Origin of the sequence: Paraburkholderia solitsugae (assembly GCF_013177695.1) — a bacterium.
GTDB lineage: Bacteria > Pseudomonadota > Gammaproteobacteria > Burkholderiales > Burkholderiaceae > Paraburkholderia > Paraburkholderia solitsugae.
The window spans coordinates 171,631-188,640 of sequence record NZ_WOEY01000134.1; the positions used below are offsets into that span (position 1 = coordinate 171,631).

Genomic DNA, 17,010 nt, shown 5'->3' on the forward strand with positions numbered 1-17,010 from the left:
GAGCCGTGAGATTCCGTGAGCGCCTGTGCGTCGAGCTGGGCGCGGTCAGGCCACGCTGGGATGCTTGGTGCGCGCGCCGTGGCGTGACGGCCGGCGAGGGCGTACGGCAGTTGATTGCTGTCGCAGTCAACGCAGAGGCTGACAATCGACCTGTTGAGATCGAATCTGGACTGACCCGGCCGATAGTCGGAGAGTCGCGCGGTCGTATCGAAATCCGGTTGACCGCCGCAGAGAAGATGGTGGTGGAGCAGCGGGCGGCCGCGTCGGGCCTGCACAGCAATCGGTGGATTGTGGCGCTGATCCGCGCGCAGCTGACACGGGAGCCGCAGTTGGGAACACGGGAACTGCTTTTGCTGTCGGCGTCGAACCAGCAGCTTGCCGTCATCAGCCGGTCGTTGGGGCAGATTGCGCGCCGTGGTGGAGCGAGGCACACGTGCCCGGAGTCGGCTGATTTTGAGGGTATCCGGGAACAGATTGACGCACATCTGCGAGCTGTCGCGGGTGTGATTCGCGCGAATCTCGACCGATGGAGCCGATAGCATGCCGTATCCAAAAATCTACGTCGACGCAATGCTCCTGAACTGGGGTGATCGGCTATTTCACGATCCGTTCAGACATGCGAGGGCATCTCGGCTTTCACGAGCGGGAATTCGGGACGAGGCCGCGCGCATGCGCGGCCAATTGGCCCGCACGCTGAAGCGCACTCCGGAGGTGATGGTCAAGATCACCAACAAGGCGTCTAGTGCCCAGGGAATAGGCGCTGTACGCCGGCATCTTCGTTACATCTCGCGTAACGGCCAGGTAGACCTGGAAGATCAGAACGGCGACAAAATATCCGGCGTCGATGCGCTGCGTGACCTCACGAAAACCTGGCAGTTCGGCGGATGGGGGATACCGGACACCAGCACGCGCCGCGAAGTATTCAATATCCTTCTATCAATGCCGCCGGGAACGAACCGGCAGGCCGTGCGCGACGCGACGCGTGGTTTTGCGGCACTTGAGTTTGGCGACGGACGCGCGTACGTCTTTGCAGAGCATGATGATGAGGCTCATCCGCATGTGCATTTGAGTGTGCAAGTGCGGGGACCGGACGGGCGCCGGTTGAATCCACGTCACAAGGATCTTCAGCGGTGGCGTGAGTACTTTGCAGAGCAACTTCGGGCGCATGGTGTTGAGGCGAACGCCACTTCTCGGCGAACCCGCGGCGTCACACAACGGTATCCCAAACCCGCAGTCGTGCACATGATGGAGCGTGGCGAGATGCCGGCTTTCTGGCGAGCCGTCCCGACCGACGCGCAACGCGAGACGGGTTGGGTTGCACAAGGCGGGGTGTTTGCCGCATGGCGTGCGATGGCCTTTGCGATGGCGGGATCCAACGTGAGTGAGGATCGTGTGCTGGCGGTTGATATGGCTTATTTCGTGGGTGCCATGCCGGTACAGCGGGACAGGCCTGCGGCGGAACGAGAGCGAGTTACCGGACCGACGCGGCTGGATCGCACGGTACAGGGAAGCGAAGGTCGTTCGAACGATGTCGGGCCGGATCCGGAGCGCTGATCGGCTGAGACGATGATGGACATCCGGTATACGGTCAGAGGAGCAGACGGCACCGCTTCGCATAGGGAACTGCCCCTCGTCGGCTGGAGGGGGCAGATGACCCGCGGGTGTTGTTCCAATGTGTGGTGCGTGGAGAGCGGGACGGGGCGATAAAGCGCACTGGTGCGGAAGGCTAACCGCCACTTAGCGATCGACGAGCCACGCCGGCCCAGCTTTGAAGGATGCGAAAAGCACGATTGCCATAGCAATCAGGAGGACCGGGAGGCTATAGACTGCCACTGGGAAGAACAACGCAAACTGCAATGCCGAACCGCCTAGTCCGTGGACAAGGTCCGTTTCACGGATGTTTTCATAGGCCATCCAGACAATGGGGACGAAGCTTAAAACGACAAGAACGAGTCCATCGTTGATGGAAGCATGATCGCGTACGCTGCTTGCATAGCAATAGAATCCCAGCCACGCGAGGTTGATCGCCAGTGCTGCCAACCAGAATGCGCGAAGCGTGAAAAAGCGATGTCCAAAACGGCGACGGCAGTGGCGGCTGAATAACTGGATACATTTCACAAGGCCAATCAGGGCGCCTACGGTAACGACACATTTCAGGATTTCCACTACCTCACTCCTCGATCGTCGAACTATGGAGATATGCGGACGACTGCCCGTGAAGGGCGTGATTTCGGTGCACGCGGCATTTGCGTTGCTTTTTATCCAATATAGACGCTCGGGTTGGCTCGGACAAAGGCAGTTTGTATCGGTCGCGAAGACGATGGGCATTGCGAAAACGCGGCTGGGGGGCTGCTTGAGTGTCGCTATCGACGCACAACAAAGTCTCTACCAATCGGTGACGGTACGCTCGGTCATGAGCGCACGGGGAAAACCGTGACGCGGAAACAATTGTGCGGATGTGACATTGGCTTTTTGGCTTCGCGCTTATCCAGACGATTAAGAGCGTTGAGAGGCTACGGGCGCTAGCCGTAAGATCCCCGCGGGACTGGCCCGGGCCACATGGGCCGCGCTAAAAACGCGTGTTACCACGGCTCCTGTGTGCCATTTAACGCAACGGAGCTAAGGCGATTTATCACCATTGAAACTGTGAAGAAGACCCTACCGACGGTCGGATCAATCGTTTGTGAACGAGCTTCGGGTGCTGCGCAGCCGCGAGGGAAATGAAGGCACGGATAGTCAGAGCTAACATACCGCTTCATTGGCGGACATTTACCGTCTGTGAGGGATGGATCACGTCAGCAAATGCCGCGGTATCCGGACTGAGCCGCGCGCCGAACGGGTAGCGGATGTCCGCCACCTTGGCGGTTCCGATGCGGCGCGAAAGGCGGACAGGACGCCGGGCCCGGAGAGCACAGGGCACCGACCGGCAGCGGCCGCTCGTCAGAGGTCGCCGTCAACCAGCGCAATGACGCACACCCACCGCACCGGCACGCCCGTGTGTCTGAGGCGCGGTCGGCGCCTGCCTGCCTATCAAATCCATTCCGCGGATACGGCCGGTCGACAGCCGCGGAGACCCGGTGTGCAACTCCGGCTTGATGGCGGCGCCCTGTGGCGGCCATGCCTCGACGGCGCGCCTGGTCGGTGTCGTGAACCGGGAGCGAGGGCGCTCCTGTTGCGCAAGGGCGCGTGGATCAGGTAGTGTGGCGGCATTCACAACCACAGCGAGGAGCAAGCAATGAACAAGCAGGAACTGGTCGACGCAGTGGCCGCGAAGACGGGCGGCAGCAAAGTGGCAACCGGCGAGGCGATCGATGCGGTGATCGCGGCGATTACCGGCGAAGTGACGAAAGGCGGCACGGTGCAACTGGTGGGATTTGGTTCGTTTTCGACGGGCGCCCGCGCTGCGCGGGTCGGTCGCAATCCGGCGACCGGCGACGAGATCCAGATTCCGGCTGCGAAGACGGTAAAGTTCACGGCGGGCAAGGCATTCAAGGATGCCGTGAACGTCGCCTGAAACCGGACGCAAGCTGCCACCCGGATTTCTGCCGATGGCGCGGCTGCCGACAGGATAGCCGCGACAGGTGCTGGCGGCAGCAACGGCACAGAATGATCGGGCAGGGCCTGGACCTCGGCCAATCGGCCTGGTAGCATCAGTGCGAGATGCCGCGACGTACCGCGGCCCCTGCGATTCGCTGCATGTCTCTACAGATAGCCGTATGGAAAAGAAACGATCGCGGACTGGGCGCGAAACCTCGTGCCCAACGATCGGTGCGTTACTGCGCTACCGGACGCGCATCGTGCGCGTCATTGCGGAAGCCCGCGGGCAACGCGCGATGATCGAATCGCTCGACACCGCAGGCCGGACCTTCGTGAGCACGGTGAAGTGGGGCAGCCTTCGTAAGCTGGGCAATCAGCTTTTCTGAAGCTGGATATCTTCGCGGGCCGATTGGTCGTCCATTCCGGGAAGCCAGCGGATCACATATCGAGCCACTTCAGCTTCGATATGGCCATCGGTGCCCGAATGCCGCAAGTGCGCGCTCATCTCATCGCACTGGATGCAGAAATTTGCTGCTCGTATACTGGCGCTGACATCGGGAAAGGAAAGGGTATGCGGCGCGTGATTGTCCGGCGGTCTCCAGTTCACGGCAAAGGCGTGTTCGCCATGCGTGCCCTCGCGGCGGGCGAGCGTGTGCTTGAGTACAAGGGTGAAGTCACCTCGTGGCGAAATGCGGTGCGCCGTCACCGGCGTGAAGGCGTCGAAGGACATACGTTCCTTTTCGGGCTGTCGGATGGGCGGGTGATCGACGGCAGCCGTGGCGGCAATAGTGCGCGCTGGCTCAATCACGCCTGTGAGCCGAACTGCGAGACTATCGAGGATGAGGGACGGATTTTCATCCATACGCTCCGGTCGATCGGAGCCGGGGAAGAGCTTTTCATTGAATATCTTCTCGCCACTGACGGTCCGCAGGATGAAGACGTCCGGGCGCAGTACGCCTGCCGGTGCGCCACCGCGGACTGTCGGCACTCGATGCTCGCGGACGCTGCGTGAACAGTGTGGGGGAGGAGGTAGTGGTTCGCTATCCCGAATGTCACCGTCGTTGATTCGATCGAAATCGGCAATCTTCAACGGGCTCCCCTTCAGCGCGGCCGTATCGTAGTAGCTGACCACGTTGGGGTTTTGCTTGCCGAAACCCGCCATCGGCAACGGGTTGCGCGGCGAGAAGAAGCCCGGCTGACCCTTTGCCAACGCGCGCCTGGCTGCCCACATGCTGGCCCACCTGAGCGACAGGTCATGCATCGCGAACCCGGGCGACGCCCAGCCGCACAGTCCACCGACCCAGTCGAGCGGATGGCAGATCGAATTCCAGAACCGCATAACGCTTCCACGCGGCTCTCCGGCGCATTGCCCGCAATGATGGCGGTGTTCAGTGCGCCGATCGAGACGCCGGCGAGCCAGTGCGGTTGCACGCGGGCCTCGGCGAGGCCCACGTAGACGCCAGCCTAGTAAGACCCGAGCGCGCCGCCGCCCTGAAGCACGAGAGCGATCTCGTCGTAGCGCGGCAGCACGAACGCGTCCGGCTGCCGGTTGGCTTTACTTGTGCTGCTGCGCATACGCGGCCCCTCATTGCATCGCCCAACCGTGGCTGACGATCACCGACTGCCCGGTGAGCGCATTCGACTCGAATCCTGCAAGGAACGCAACCGTATTGGCGACGTCCTCGACCGTGGTGAATTCACCGTCGACGGTTTCCCGGAGCATCACGTTCTTCACGACATCGGCTTCGGAGATACCGAGCGCCTTGGCCTGCTCGGGAATCTGCTTGTCGACGAGCGGGGTACGCACAAAGCCAGGACACACCACATTCGCCCGAACGCCGCGCGAGCCCCCTTCCTTCGCAACCACCCGTGCCAGGCCTAGCAAACCATGCTTGGCGGTCACATAGGCGGACTTCAGCTTCGATGCCTCGTGCGAATGCACCGAGCCCATATAGACGATCGCGCCGCCCTTGCCGCCCGCGTACATGTGTTTGATCGCCGCCTTCGTCGCGAGGAAAGCGCCGTCCAGGTGGATCGCCAGCATCTTCTTCCAGTCGGCAAACGCATACTCCTCGATGGGCGCGACGATCTGGATACCCGCGTTTGACACGAGCACATCAAGGCCGCCCAACTCCTTCACCGCGCGTTCGATGCCGCTATTGACCGCTTCTTCGCTGGTGACATCCATTGCAACGGCCAGCGCCTTTCCGCCCGCGGCGACAATACTGTTGGCCACTTTCTGCGCATTCTCGAGATTCAGGTCGGCAATCACTACTGCGGCCCCGAGGCTAGCGAGTTTGCGTGCACACTGCTCACCAATACCGCTTGCTGCACCCGTCACAAGCGCGACTTTATTGTTCAACGACATGTTGCGTTCCTTATCGGTTCACAGACCGTTATTGATTGACTGCGAGCTTCATGCTCTCGGTTGTGGCGAGATAATCGAGCGCAACCTCGCCGATATCCAATGTTAGATTAGCGATCACATGTCGTGCGCCGACCACCCGCTTCACCGGCAGATCGGCGACGGGCGCCAAGGCATGCGGATGCAGTTCGAGCGCGGCGGGACCCGACCACGCGCCCAGCACGTTCACGTCGTGCAGATAGAAGCGCACGAGCTCGCACACGCGCGGCGAACCGTCAACGTGCGGGATCACCTTCAGTAGATAATTCGGTGTGTCCGCAAACTTCTTGCGTTCAACCTCGATGTCGAGCGGCACATGCTTGAAGCCCATCGTGCCGGTTGCGATACGTTGTGTGCCGTAGTCGAGTGTGCCGAGCAGCGTGTCGTTGCCGTCTACGCTCAAGGTCGGCTTAGCCAGCTTCTTCGGAAAGCCCCAGATCTCCCGGCCGCCGGCGATAGCACCTTCGTCGTCGAGGTACATCGAATGCGTGTAGTTGCCGAGGCGCCCTTGCTGATCGCGCACCGAGATAACCTGACCGCTTTCGGTGTAGTCGCCGAAACCGGATGAGTCCGGCATGCGAATGAATTCGTAATGCACGACGTCGTTTTCCGGATGCAGCGGCTCGGGCACGATGGCGCGCAGCGCATCGAAATCGGTCTCGTACGAAATGATGAGGTATTCCCGATTGATGAAGCGGTACGGCGGCCGGGGATAGGCGGGATTGTGAACAGGCATCGCAAAGGCGTCTTTGCGGATCGAAGTGAAATTCATAACAGTCCTCTACGAAAGGTGGTCCATGCAGACTAGGTATGTGAAATGGTAGAGGCAATGCCGATACAGTAGGAGCCACCGTTTGTTAAAAGACCGTTAGCCAGACTGAAACTCTGTGGCTGGAACCTCGGTCAAGGTCACGGTGTCGTACGCGCTACCGGCACCATGTTCACAATATTTGCTAGCAAAAGAAACGCAGCGGGCCATGCCCAGTAAGGGCGTCGGGCCAGATTGCCGTCACTCCCGCTGTTGAGCGACGCAACAGGTATGCAGGGGCGAGCAGAAGTATCATCCGTCGTCCAGCGCACCGACGCGACAGATGTCGCATGTACCGCCACACCGCGCGCCGGGTTTCAGCTCTGCGCCCGGTTGTGCGGCGAGCGCGACGCAGGTTCGGGCGTCATCAGCGTCGCCGATAACCTCTGAAAGTTTGATGCTATATTTGTTGGTGTCTGGTAGATGCGTGTTAGTACTTTTTTGTCACTAGCCGATCTCGCTGTTCGCAGCGTCATAGGCAGCGACCGTGCTGCGGTTAGAGGTGCGGAGCAACCAGACACGCGGCCGGCGATCAAAGCGTTTTGCCGGGAGCAGGAAGTGTCTTACGGTCAGGCAAACGCCGTCATGTCGACGTGCTTCGCGTCGACATCACCAAATCAAGAAGGGAATGGTCAAAAGAATGCCGCTTACCGATGGTGGGCCAACCAGAGGTCACGGGTCAAATTTTCTTTCGCCGGAAGAGGTGCTAGGTGTTTTGTCCCGCACCCTGGCCAGCCCAGAGTTTCTGTCGTCTCCACGGATGGGCGCGTTTCTGAAATTCCTGGTCGAGGAATGGCTTGCCGGCCGTGACAGGTCGCTGAAGGAACTGAACATCGCGATGTCGGTCTTCCGCAAGGATTCGTCATTCGATCCGGGCAGCAATGCCATCGTTCGCGTGGAGGCTGGACGACTACGCCGCCTGCTAGCCGACTATTCCCGTGGCTCTGGGATGAATGACCAGCATTTCCTTGAGATACCGAAGGGCAGCTATGTGCCATTCCTTCGCCGGGCACCAACATCGGAACGGCTGCCTCCAAGCTTGGACCATACGCCCCAACTTCCCGGCCGACATCACGTCACGGTGATCGCTTGCAGAAATCCTGGAAGTTTCTCCAATCAATCAATTGATTCCGGTCGAATACACGATGACTTTCTTGTTTTTCGAAGCTTATTTGGAAGGATCACCGAAAAATATGGTGGAAGAGTTGCGGAGGAGGCTGGCGACCGATTCGTCAGCTATTTCGGCTGGCCGAGATCCATGGAGAATGCCGCATATCTTGCCGTCGCTGCAGCACGAGAGTTGGTTCTCGGGGAAATTGACTCGTCTGGAGATGAATCCGTCGCCGGGCCTGGGCAGACTCTGGAGCATGTCGCGATAAAGGTCGGGGTGGCAACCGGCTGGGCGATCAGCGGTACGCGAAACTCCGATTCTGGGACACCCGTTCCGGCATTGTTGGGAGACGTATTGGCTGACGCCACGGCGATTTCTTACTGTGCCTCGGCCGGGAGCGTATTCCTGTCCGAAGCTACCTATCGGGTCTTGCGCCATTATTGTCGCGCCGAATTGCCTTGCTGCCGCCTTGCATCCGGCGAGACCGTCTGGCGACTTGAGGAATTGGGGATCCCCTCCGAGTCCACCGAGGGCGCGCCGCTAGTCGGGCGCCGCCACGAACTCGACCTTCTGTTCGGACGTTGGTCTCTGGCCGAGGGCAAAGAGGGGCAGGTCGTCGTCATCAGCGGCGAACCAGGGATCGGCAAGTCGCGCCTGATCAACGATCTGTGGGCGTCCATCCGGCAAAATGGGGGGCGGCGCATGCTTCTCAGGGCCTTGCCGCTCTATTCGAGGAGCGCCTTGTCGCCTGTGCGGGACGCAATATCCGAATTGGCCGGGATCATGCGTACGGATGGCGGCGAACAAATCAACGCCAAACTCCTCGCGCTGGCGATAACACCGGCCGAGTCCGAGCCCTCGGGTGTGGCGATGCTCGGCTCGCTGTTCGGCCTGGCGTTGCCGGACGCGCTGGAAGCCATGCCGGCGAGTCGTCGCAAGGAAGCGACTTTTGCAATGCTTGTTAGGGTGATTTTCGCCGCAGCGCGCAAGGCCCCCCTGCTGCTAGTCGTCGAGGATGTTCATTGGCTCGACCCCTCCACGACCGAACTGATTCATTTGATCGCCCGCGGCCTCCAGGGCCAGCCAATCATGTTGGCAGTGACCTCGCGACCGGGCAACGATCAGTGGCGTCGTTTGCCGCGCGCCACGGTCCTGGAACTTGCGCCACTAGGAACGGCTGACGTCGAACAGATGATAGACGAAGTCGCCGGCGCCATAAGACTGTCGGCGGAACAACGCAAACTCGTAGTCGAAAAGACCGAAGGCATTCCCCTATTTGTCGAAGAATTTGCAAAAACCCTTTGCGACATGCCTGAGTTTCGCGGACGACTTCCTGAACGATTGATTGATCTTCTGATGGCAAGACTGGATCGGCTGGGCGACAAGAAATTCATCGCGCAAGTTGCGGCGGCGATCGGTCGGGAATTCCGCAGTGATCTTTTGGCCGCTGTAGCGGAAGTGCCGGAAGCCGCCCTCGGCGAGGCCATGCAGACTTTAGTCGAGGAGGGCGTGATTCTTCCCGGTGGGGAGAGTGGGACAGGCATAGGGTGCTTCCGCCATATCCTGTTTCGCGACGCAGCCTATGAATCGATGTTACTCGAGCGACGCCGCGAGATTCACCAGCGGATCGCCCGACTGTTGGCAGGACAAACCGGCTTTGATCTGCGCGCCGAAATCATCGCAGACCATCTCGTCAAGGCGGGTCTGGCAGAAGAATCGGCGCCCCGGTGGTTGGAGGCAGGAAAGCGGGCCGCGAGAGATTTCGCCAACGAGGAGGCGATCAGCCATTTTCGCGCCGGTCTCGCGGCGCTCAACGGACCTGCGCTTACCGCCGCAAACAAGAGGCACAGGCTCGAGTTGCTCACGGAACTGGGCGTCGTTGTTCGGGTTACCAAGGGTTACGGAGCGCTTGAGTTATTGCCTATTTACGAAGAGGCCAAAACGCTCTGCGCAGAGATTCGTATTCCCGACCAGGAAGCCGCAACCTTTGCCGGGCTTTGGGCCTATTTCTGCGCGCGCGGAGACTGGGCGGAATCGGCTGCGATTGCCTCCGAGGTTGCCCACCGAGCCAAGGAAGCGCGCCATCGCGGCCTGCTTCTGGAAGCCCGCAGGCTGTTCGGTACGAGCGCCCTGTTTCAAGGGCGACTGTCAGAGGCAATGCGCTGGTACGACAAAGTTCTGCGTCGCTATGACTTGGCGCGTTACAGGCCTTCCTACGGCTATGACGCTGGAGCCACCGCCGCCGTCTATAGTGCATGGGCGTTATTTCTGCAAGGCGACGACGAAGCGGCCCTGACGCGAGCGGATTTGGCCTGGTCGATCGCTCTGTCGCAAAAGCACGCGCCAACCCAGGCCATCGTTCTGGGTTGGCGTTCGGTGCTGGACATTCTCCGTAGCGCAACCAAAGATGGGCACGAACATGGCGAACTATTGAGAGAACTCAGCGAAAAACATGGTTTCAACCATTGGAGTCCAATGGCCGAACTCGTCCTGGCTTGGAGTGAGACCATGGCCGGCTTGCGGCCTCTTGATTATGAGGCCATGAGCCGAAATGTCGCCGATTTTTGCCGTGGTTGGGGTGGCTTCCTCTCTCCCTTCCTCTGGATGACGGTTGCCCAATGCTGCGCGCTGGGCAACCGCAACGATCTGGCGCTGGGCGCTCTTATCCAGGCCGAAGACTTTGTCCAATCCCATAGCGAACATATCTGGGATGCCGAAATCCTTCGAAGGCGTGGCGAGTTGACATTGAAAGGGGAGGGTTCCGACGGGAAGGCCCTCGCAGCCGGCTATTTCAACCACGCTGTCGCCCTCGCAGCATCGCAGGGCTCCGCCATATTCGAGCAGCGCGCGCAAAAGAGCCTGGCTGCCCTGACGAAAGATCGCGCTATTCGGCCGTCTTAAGCTCTGAAGGGCTGTCCCATAGCACCTGTCCGACCGTTCCGACGGACATCATTTTCACAATATCCGCCGCGCCGTATCCGAGTTCTTGAAGAATCTCCTGTGCATTGGCCCCCGGTGCCGGAGCCGCCGCGAGTTCTGGCAACGGGGAGCCATCGAAATGGAACCAGGTCGGCCGCAGATTGAAAGCAGGAAGAGCGCCCGAGGAGGTCTTGAAGGCAACGTCCGCACAAGGGTTCCCTCGATGTCGAGCCTTGAGTTCGGCGATCGATTGCACCGGTGCCGCGATGATTCCGGCGGACTTGGCTGCGGTCAGCGCTTCCGCCACGGTTAGTTCGGAAATGCCGGGGATATGGGTATCGGCCGGCTCGACGCAAATCCAGCCGTCCTTGACCTGCCGCAAGCAGTTTGCCGTCCCGACCGGTGCGGGCGTTACTTGGAACGAAGCCTGAATGAAGCTCGCGGCGCTGGCGAGGGACGTGTCGACCCAGTCGCCGCCCCGTTCAGAACGCCTTTCGCGGGCGAAGAGAGCGACGATCGCTCCGAAAGCCGCAATGTACCCGGTGAGATAGTCGACACAGGACGCTAGCCCGTGCAACTCGGGCGCATCGGAAGAGCCGAATCTGGCCATGATTCCGGTCGCGGCCTGCAAGAGCGGGTCGTACCCAGGGTAGTCGTCGAGGCTGCCCGGCCGTTCGCCTTTGAAGGCGCTCAGTTGCACGGCAATGGCATCGGGATTGAGCCGCGCGAGACCGGCCCGATCGAGACCCAATCGCTCCATGACCGGGTCGAGTTTATTGAACACGACAAAATCAGCCTGTGCTACCAACCGTCTGAGGATCTCTCGCCCGTCTTCCTGTCGCAGATTGAGGAGAATGCTTCGCTTTCCTTGGGAGAGTTCGCTCGGCCAGACCACGGTTACCGCTGGCACATGCTCGGGCTGTGTGGAGTCAACTTTGATGACCTCGGCGCCGAGTTCAGCCAGCATCCGGCCGCAAGCCGGCCCGGCAATGACGTTGGCGAGATCGACGACGCGCATGCCGGCTAGGGGAGCAGCCGATTTTGCCGCTTCCTTTGCGGTTGCCGACTGTGAAGCCGGCAATGAAGTTTTTCCGGTCGTGCCGATGTGCAGAGCCGGATAGGGTTTGGCGGAAGCCAGTCGAACGGCACGCCCGAGTTGCGGCCAGTCGCAACCGCCAACTGTCTCGACGATTCCGGACTGCCTTGCATGATCTGACGCGCGCCACTCGTCGAAATCGCGAACCATAGCGCAGGGAATGTTGGCCTCGCCAAGGATGCGCTCCCACTCCTCGGCCGACTTGCGGGCGACGGCGGCAGCAATCAGTTCAGCCAATTTGGCGCGAAGCGGCAAACGCAGATTCTGCGCCACGGCGATATTGTGATCGGCGAACTCAGCGTTAGCTGGATCATAGATCGGGAGGTCGACCACCCCCAAGGCCTGCATGTCCTCCCAGATCCCGAGCGTCTCAAGCAGTCGCCGAGCGTAATCACGATGAATGACGCTGAGAAACATGACCTGGCGATCGTCGGCGGCAGGATAGCAGGCAAACAAGGGGTTCATCTGGCGTTTGAGCCATTCGAAATAAGCCTTGTCGGCACGGGCCTTGTCGACGTGCGTAGCCAGTTCGGGAGGCAGCGAAATAATAGGACCGGTCTTCAGATGCTCAGGAACGCCCGCAACCTCCAGCGCCAGCGCGCCGACCGAAGACAGGCCAGCAGCCAGACGCGAAATGACGATATCCCGACCGGCATCGTACCGGAGGCGGTCCATCAGAGCCGCTCCGACGGCTGTCGCACCGAGGACGCCGGCATAGACCGAGCACAGTGGCACGGGGGTGTAAAGGACGTTGTCGCCGAGCAGACTTCGGGTCATCGCCAGATCGGTATAGAAGCCCGAGACCGCCTTGAGGATGTCGTCACCAACCTCGTCCGGGAAAGGATAGGCGGTTTCACCGGGAAGGACGGCTGTAACGGCGAGACGGATTTGCCCGTGAGTTCTATCGCCACTATCGGTGCCGTCACGGATTACCACGTCGGCCCCCGCCGAGCAAGCAGGTTCCGCACCGGCATGAATATGCTTGCCGCGGTCCAGATACGCGTCCAGGGGCGCGGGCTCGCCGCCTTCGCGGCAAACGATTACGGTTGCGCCTTGATCCGCCAGCAGCAGGCCCGCCAACCGGCCTGCCATTCCAGTGCTGCATTCGACGACCGAGATTCCCGACAAAGGCAAAAGCGACATCTATTCCTCCCATCCTGCATTCATATAAACCTTGGAGGACTATCTGCTCTAGCCGTTCCCGGCGGAACGTTTGTTACGGTAACATACATCGCCGCACGTGGCGTTTTTCCTTAAAATTCAAGAGGATAGAAGGGGTGAGCGAACGATCGCCGCCTCGATGTCCAAATGGTCGCCCGCCTTCAAAACCGGCGGCAGCCACTCGATCGAATAATCGGGTACTTCGAACACGGAGTCATCGGGCCGTGCGTGCGCAGGTAACCGCAAGTCTCTCGCTGACCGAGTACTCTCTCGCCCGCGTGAAAGCAACGTCGCTCCATAGCAGTACTGATGAATAGTTCGGATACTCCCTCCTTACGCTGATTCGCGCAAGCACTAGCCGATGCACGGCCGGTTCGTCGAGGCCGGTGCCGCGCATGAGTTGCGGGAGACTGATGCCAGCGCCGAGCGTTCCCGCCACCGCTCGCAACAGGCGCAGGGCGCGTGAAACGGCCTGCGCTCCAGGTGCGGTCTCCATCACGACGCCGCCAGTTCAGATTTTAGGTCGCCGACTCTGGCATGACTCAAGATGCCGAAACCCGACGACGTGATTACTGTCGACTCGGCACTACTGCAGGACCCGCCGAGTGTAGGCCGAAGCGTGGGGGAAATACCGACATAGTCGAGGTCTCCGACACGGTGACGGTAGCGCCGCCCCGTTATCTAGATCCGCGCGTCATCCGGTAACTGATTTGCTGCTTGGGCAGCCGCGACTTCACCTGGTCGTCTGATTAAGATCTCCGCGACTTGACACGAGGCGAGCGCACAGCAGCCAAAGATTCCTTCGCGCACACGCTTGACTAACGCCAGCGACAACGCCGCTTCGCGGTCTACCCCAAACATTTGTCCGAGCAGAACGACAGCCGCCTCCTGCACACCGATACCTGCCGGAATAATGAAAGCCGCGTGTCGGACTGCCTGGGTAAGCGCTTCGATTGCGACCGCGCCAGCTGGTGAGATTGAATGACCAAGCATTGAAAGCGCCCAGTACGTTTCCAGCGCTCCGAGTGCATAGCCGGCAAATTGCCACAGAAAGCTGCGAATCAAAAGGCCGCCGCGTGACATCAACGCATCGATATCCGTATCAAGTTGTATACCGTCGATAGCTTGAAGTAACGGATTTTCCGCTCCAAGCAAGCGCGCTGCCCAACGTTCTATTGCATGAAAGACGCCCCCACGCCGAACGACAATGAAGGTGACGGCGGGTAGTGCCAATGAGAGCCCCACGGCTAGAGCAATGGGCCCGAGTGAATTCTTCATCTCGGTGCAAGCGAGGAGAAGGACCAGACCAATAGCCGAAAACGCATACTGCACCATCATTGTCACGAGCACTTCGACGATCACCGACGCACTGACGCTGCTCAGGTTATGCGCCTTCCAGTTCGCAAGTCGGATGCCCACGATTTCGCCGCCAATACTAGCTACCGGTAACAGGCGGCTGACCGCCTCACGCACCGTCGCAATCCACCATAGGAAGAGAAGTGACGTGGACTTACCTAGGAGGGTCCTCCAGCCGCAGGCGTCTAGTAGCAGTGGAAGAGCGTGTAACGGTACCAGCCAAAGGATGGTCGGCCCGGCCTGCCGGATCGTGTGCACAATGTCGCCGCCGTCGTGCAATACAAGATAAAGAAGTAGTGCGATGCCAGCCGGTAGTCCCATCCGTTGCAGCCATTTCATCGGGCATTGTCCCCACAAGCAATTTCAGCAAAGCCAGTACAAATCGCACCGGAAGCCGAAATGGCCTTCATCACACGCGGCGATGTCAATGCAGCGAATTCGTCGGCATGCCGGTACGCGCTCATCGCAGGCGTCAGTGGACCATCACCGAGCGATGCTGGGTGACTGTAGATTTCGCACACACCCTCAGACATGCCGGCTATCGCCTCAAGTATCACCGTCTCGTCCATTTTCCCCGTTTCGGACATGCCGACCACGTAGTCGTTTCGCGCGATCCCCGCGCGATCGAGTTTCGCCCGGACGAGCGCTACCCAAGGTTTAATCCAAGCCGGGGAGTTTGCTTCGAACGGCAGGCGCACGGCGCGCATGCCGTATTCCGGCCCGATCTGGAGAATCAGCGACAGGACAGTTGGATGTAAATGGAAGTGCTTGTGAGTATTCACGTGGTCGAGCGTGAGCCCAGTTCTGGCGAACGCGTCAAACTGGGCGCGAATTTCCGCAGCGAGCTGTCGACGGACATGCGGCAAGAAGTAGAAGCGGAAGCCGTCACGCACCATGTTGCGACCGAAGTGGCCTTGCTTATCGACCAAGGCTGGTATTGACTGGCGTAGAAGCGTGGCTGCCCCGTCGGCCAACACAAGATGAAGACCGACGTGCAGGTCCGGTAGACGTCGCGCACGAGAAACGGCGTCGGCTGCAGCGGGCGCGCTCACCATCAGGCTTGCCGCGGTCAGTACGCCGTGTCGGTGGGCCTGTTCGGTGGCCTCATTAACACGCACGTCCAAACCGAAATCATCAGCGGTTATGATTAGCCTGCGATGACCAACGCGCGACCTCGTCGGCTCACTCCTTGGCATCACGCTTCGTGGGCGCGTAGGAAGCGGAAGAATTCCACGCCTTCACGCAGGCGCCGTTTCATCATGTCCCAGCTCGTGAGCATCTCGCGCAGAATTTCCCAGATCTTCGACGGACGGAAATAGAAGCGCTTATAGAAGTTTTCGAGCTGGTGGTAAATCTCGTCACGCGACAGATGCGGATAGCCGATCGCCGCGAGCTGCACGCCCGACTTGCTGACGAGGTTGATGACCTTGTTCTCTTCCAGCCAGCCGTTTTCGACCGCCTGGTTGTAGAGCGTCGTGCCGGGATAGGGAGCCGCGAGCGACACCTGAATCGTATGCGGATTGATTTCCTTCGCATACTTGATGGTCTTCTGGATCGTGTCCTGCGTCTCGCCAGGCAGGCCGAGAATAAAGGTGCCGTGAATCTTGATGCCGAGCTTGCGGCAATCTTCGCTGAAGCGGCGCGCAATGTCGGTGCGCAGACCCTTCTTGATGTTCAGGAGAATCTGGTCGTCGCCCGATTCATAGCCCACCAGCAGCAGGCGCAGGCCGTTTTCCTTCATGATCTTCAACGTCGCGTACGGCACGTTCGCCTTCGCATTGCACGACCACGTCACACCCAGTTTGCCGAGACCGCGGGCGATCTCCTCGACGCGCGGCTTGAAGTCGGTGAAGGTGTCGTCGTCGAACATGATCTCCTTGACTTCAGGCATGTTGTCGCGAATCCACTTCACTTCTTCGAGCACGTTCTCGGTCGAACGCGTGCGGTAGCGATGCCCGCCCACCGTTTGCGGCCACAGGCAGAACGTGCATTTCGAACGGCAGCCGCGGCCCGTGTAAATCGACACGTACGGGTGCTTCAGATAGCCGATGAAATAGTTGTCGATCTTCAGATCGCGCTTGTAGACGGGCGCCACGAACGGCAACTCGTCCATGTTCTCCAGGATCGGGCGCGCTTCGTTGTGCTCGATCGAACCGTCGGCCGCGCGATAGCTCAGACCTTTGATGCCGGCGAACGGCTTGCCTTCGGCAACTTCCTGGCAGGTGAAGTCAAATTCTTCACGGCAGACGAAATCGATCGCCTCGCTCGCGGTCAGCGAATTGTGCGGATCGACCGCGACCTTCGCGCCGACCATGCCGATCAGCACCGAAGGCTTGCGCTTCTTCAGGTCTTCGGCGAACAGTGCGTCGGTGGGGAAAGACGGTGTGCTGGTGTGGATCACCACCAGGTCATATTGCTTTGCTATGTCGAGCGACGCTTCGACGGACAAGCCGTCGGCGGGGGCATCGAGTACGCGGCTATCGGGCACGAGCGCGGCGGGCTGCGCGAGCCAAGTCGGATACCAGAACGAGCGTACTTCACGCTTGGCCTGGTAGCGCGAACCCGCGCCACCATCGAAGCCGTCATACGACGGCGCCTGTAAAAATAATGTTTTCATG

Annotated in this window: 14 protein-coding genes; 6 read left to right on the forward strand and 8 right to left on the reverse strand. The window is 60.1% G+C overall.

The window, feature by feature from the left end:
• The first annotated feature begins 5 nt into the window (after positions 1–5).
• Positions 6–539, forward strand: coding sequence for a plasmid stabilization protein (locus GNZ12_RS35190; RefSeq protein WP_172316567.1), 534 nt, complete (start codon positions 6–8; stop codon positions 537–539).
• A 1-nt stretch (position 540) separates the two neighbouring features.
• Positions 541–1,554, forward strand: coding sequence for a relaxase/mobilization nuclease domain-containing protein (locus tag GNZ12_RS35195; protein WP_172316568.1), 1,014 nt, complete (start codon positions 541–543; stop codon positions 1,552–1,554).
• 183 nt (positions 1,555–1,737) lie between these two features.
• On the opposite strand, the gene GNZ12_RS35200 is transcribed toward GNZ12_RS35195, so the two are convergent.
• A complete protein-coding gene (locus GNZ12_RS35200; RefSeq protein WP_172316569.1) occupies positions 1,738–2,166 on the reverse strand; it encodes a hypothetical protein in 429 nt (142 codons plus the stop codon).
• Between the two features lie 1,069 nt (positions 2,167–3,235).
• Here GNZ12_RS35200 and GNZ12_RS35205 point away from each other — a divergent pair.
• The 3 genes from GNZ12_RS35205 (at position 3,236) to GNZ12_RS35215 (ending at position 4,549) form a co-directional block, all read left to right on the forward strand.
• On the forward strand, positions 3,236–3,514 hold the full coding sequence (locus tag GNZ12_RS35205) for an HU family DNA-binding protein (protein WP_172316570.1): 279 nt from the start codon (positions 3,236–3,238) through the stop codon (positions 3,512–3,514).
• A 202-nt stretch (positions 3,515–3,716) separates the two neighbouring features.
• A complete protein-coding gene (locus GNZ12_RS35210) occupies positions 3,717–3,923 on the forward strand; it encodes a hypothetical protein (protein WP_172316571.1) in 207 nt (68 codons plus the stop codon).
• A 185-nt stretch (positions 3,924–4,108) separates the two neighbouring features.
• Positions 4,109–4,549: an SET domain-containing protein gene (locus GNZ12_RS35215; protein WP_172316624.1), complete on the forward strand. Its 441-nt coding sequence runs from the start codon at positions 4,109–4,111 to the stop codon at positions 4,547–4,549.
• Between the two features lie 573 nt (positions 4,550–5,122).
• Here GNZ12_RS35215 and GNZ12_RS35225 read toward each other — a convergent pair.
• Positions 5,123–5,905 carry a 3-hydroxybutyrate dehydrogenase gene (locus tag GNZ12_RS35225; protein WP_172316572.1) on the reverse strand — a complete coding sequence of 261 codons (783 nt, stop codon included), beginning with the start codon at positions 5,903–5,905 and terminating at the stop codon, positions 5,123–5,125.
• 28 nt (positions 5,906–5,933) lie between these two features.
• Positions 5,934–6,713 (reverse strand): acetoacetate decarboxylase, encoded by a 780-nt coding sequence (locus tag GNZ12_RS35230; protein WP_172316573.1) that lies wholly within the window; start codon positions 6,711–6,713, stop codon positions 5,934–5,936.
• Positions 6,714–7,464: 751 nt separating this feature from the next.
• Here GNZ12_RS35230 and GNZ12_RS35235 point away from each other — a divergent pair.
• Positions 7,465–10,761: an ATP-binding protein gene (locus GNZ12_RS35235; protein WP_172316574.1), complete on the forward strand. Its 3,297-nt coding sequence runs from the start codon at positions 7,465–7,467 to the stop codon at positions 10,759–10,761.
• Here GNZ12_RS35235 and GNZ12_RS35240 read toward each other — a convergent pair.
• From GNZ12_RS35240 to hpnJ, 5 genes are all read right to left on the reverse strand, one after another.
• Positions 10,745–13,018, reverse strand: coding sequence for a CoA transferase (locus GNZ12_RS35240; protein ID WP_172316575.1), 2,274 nt, complete (start codon positions 13,016–13,018; stop codon positions 10,745–10,747). The two genes, GNZ12_RS35235 and GNZ12_RS35240, sit on opposite strands and share 17 nt — an antisense overlap.
• A gap of 232 nt (positions 13,019–13,250) precedes the next feature.
• A complete protein-coding gene (locus GNZ12_RS45640) occupies positions 13,251–13,532 on the reverse strand; it encodes a helix-turn-helix domain-containing protein (RefSeq protein ID WP_172316576.1) in 282 nt (93 codons plus the stop codon).
• A 185-nt stretch (positions 13,533–13,717) separates the two neighbouring features.
• Positions 13,718–14,731: a lysylphosphatidylglycerol synthase domain-containing protein gene (locus GNZ12_RS35250; RefSeq protein ID WP_172316577.1), complete on the reverse strand. Its 1,014-nt coding sequence runs from the start codon at positions 14,729–14,731 to the stop codon at positions 13,718–13,720.
• Complete coding sequence (hpnK, locus tag GNZ12_RS35255) at positions 14,728–15,588, reverse strand: hopanoid biosynthesis-associated protein HpnK (RefSeq protein WP_172316578.1); 861 nt, start codon at positions 15,586–15,588, stop codon at positions 14,728–14,730. The genes GNZ12_RS35250 and hpnK overlap by 4 nt, the downstream gene beginning before the upstream one ends.
• Positions 15,588–17,009, reverse strand: a complete 1,422-nt coding sequence (gene hpnJ, locus GNZ12_RS35260) for a hopanoid biosynthesis associated radical SAM protein HpnJ (RefSeq protein WP_172316579.1) — start codon at positions 17,007–17,009, stop codon at positions 15,588–15,590. The genes hpnK and hpnJ overlap by 1 nt, the downstream gene beginning before the upstream one ends.
• Position 17,010: the final 1 nt, after the last annotated feature.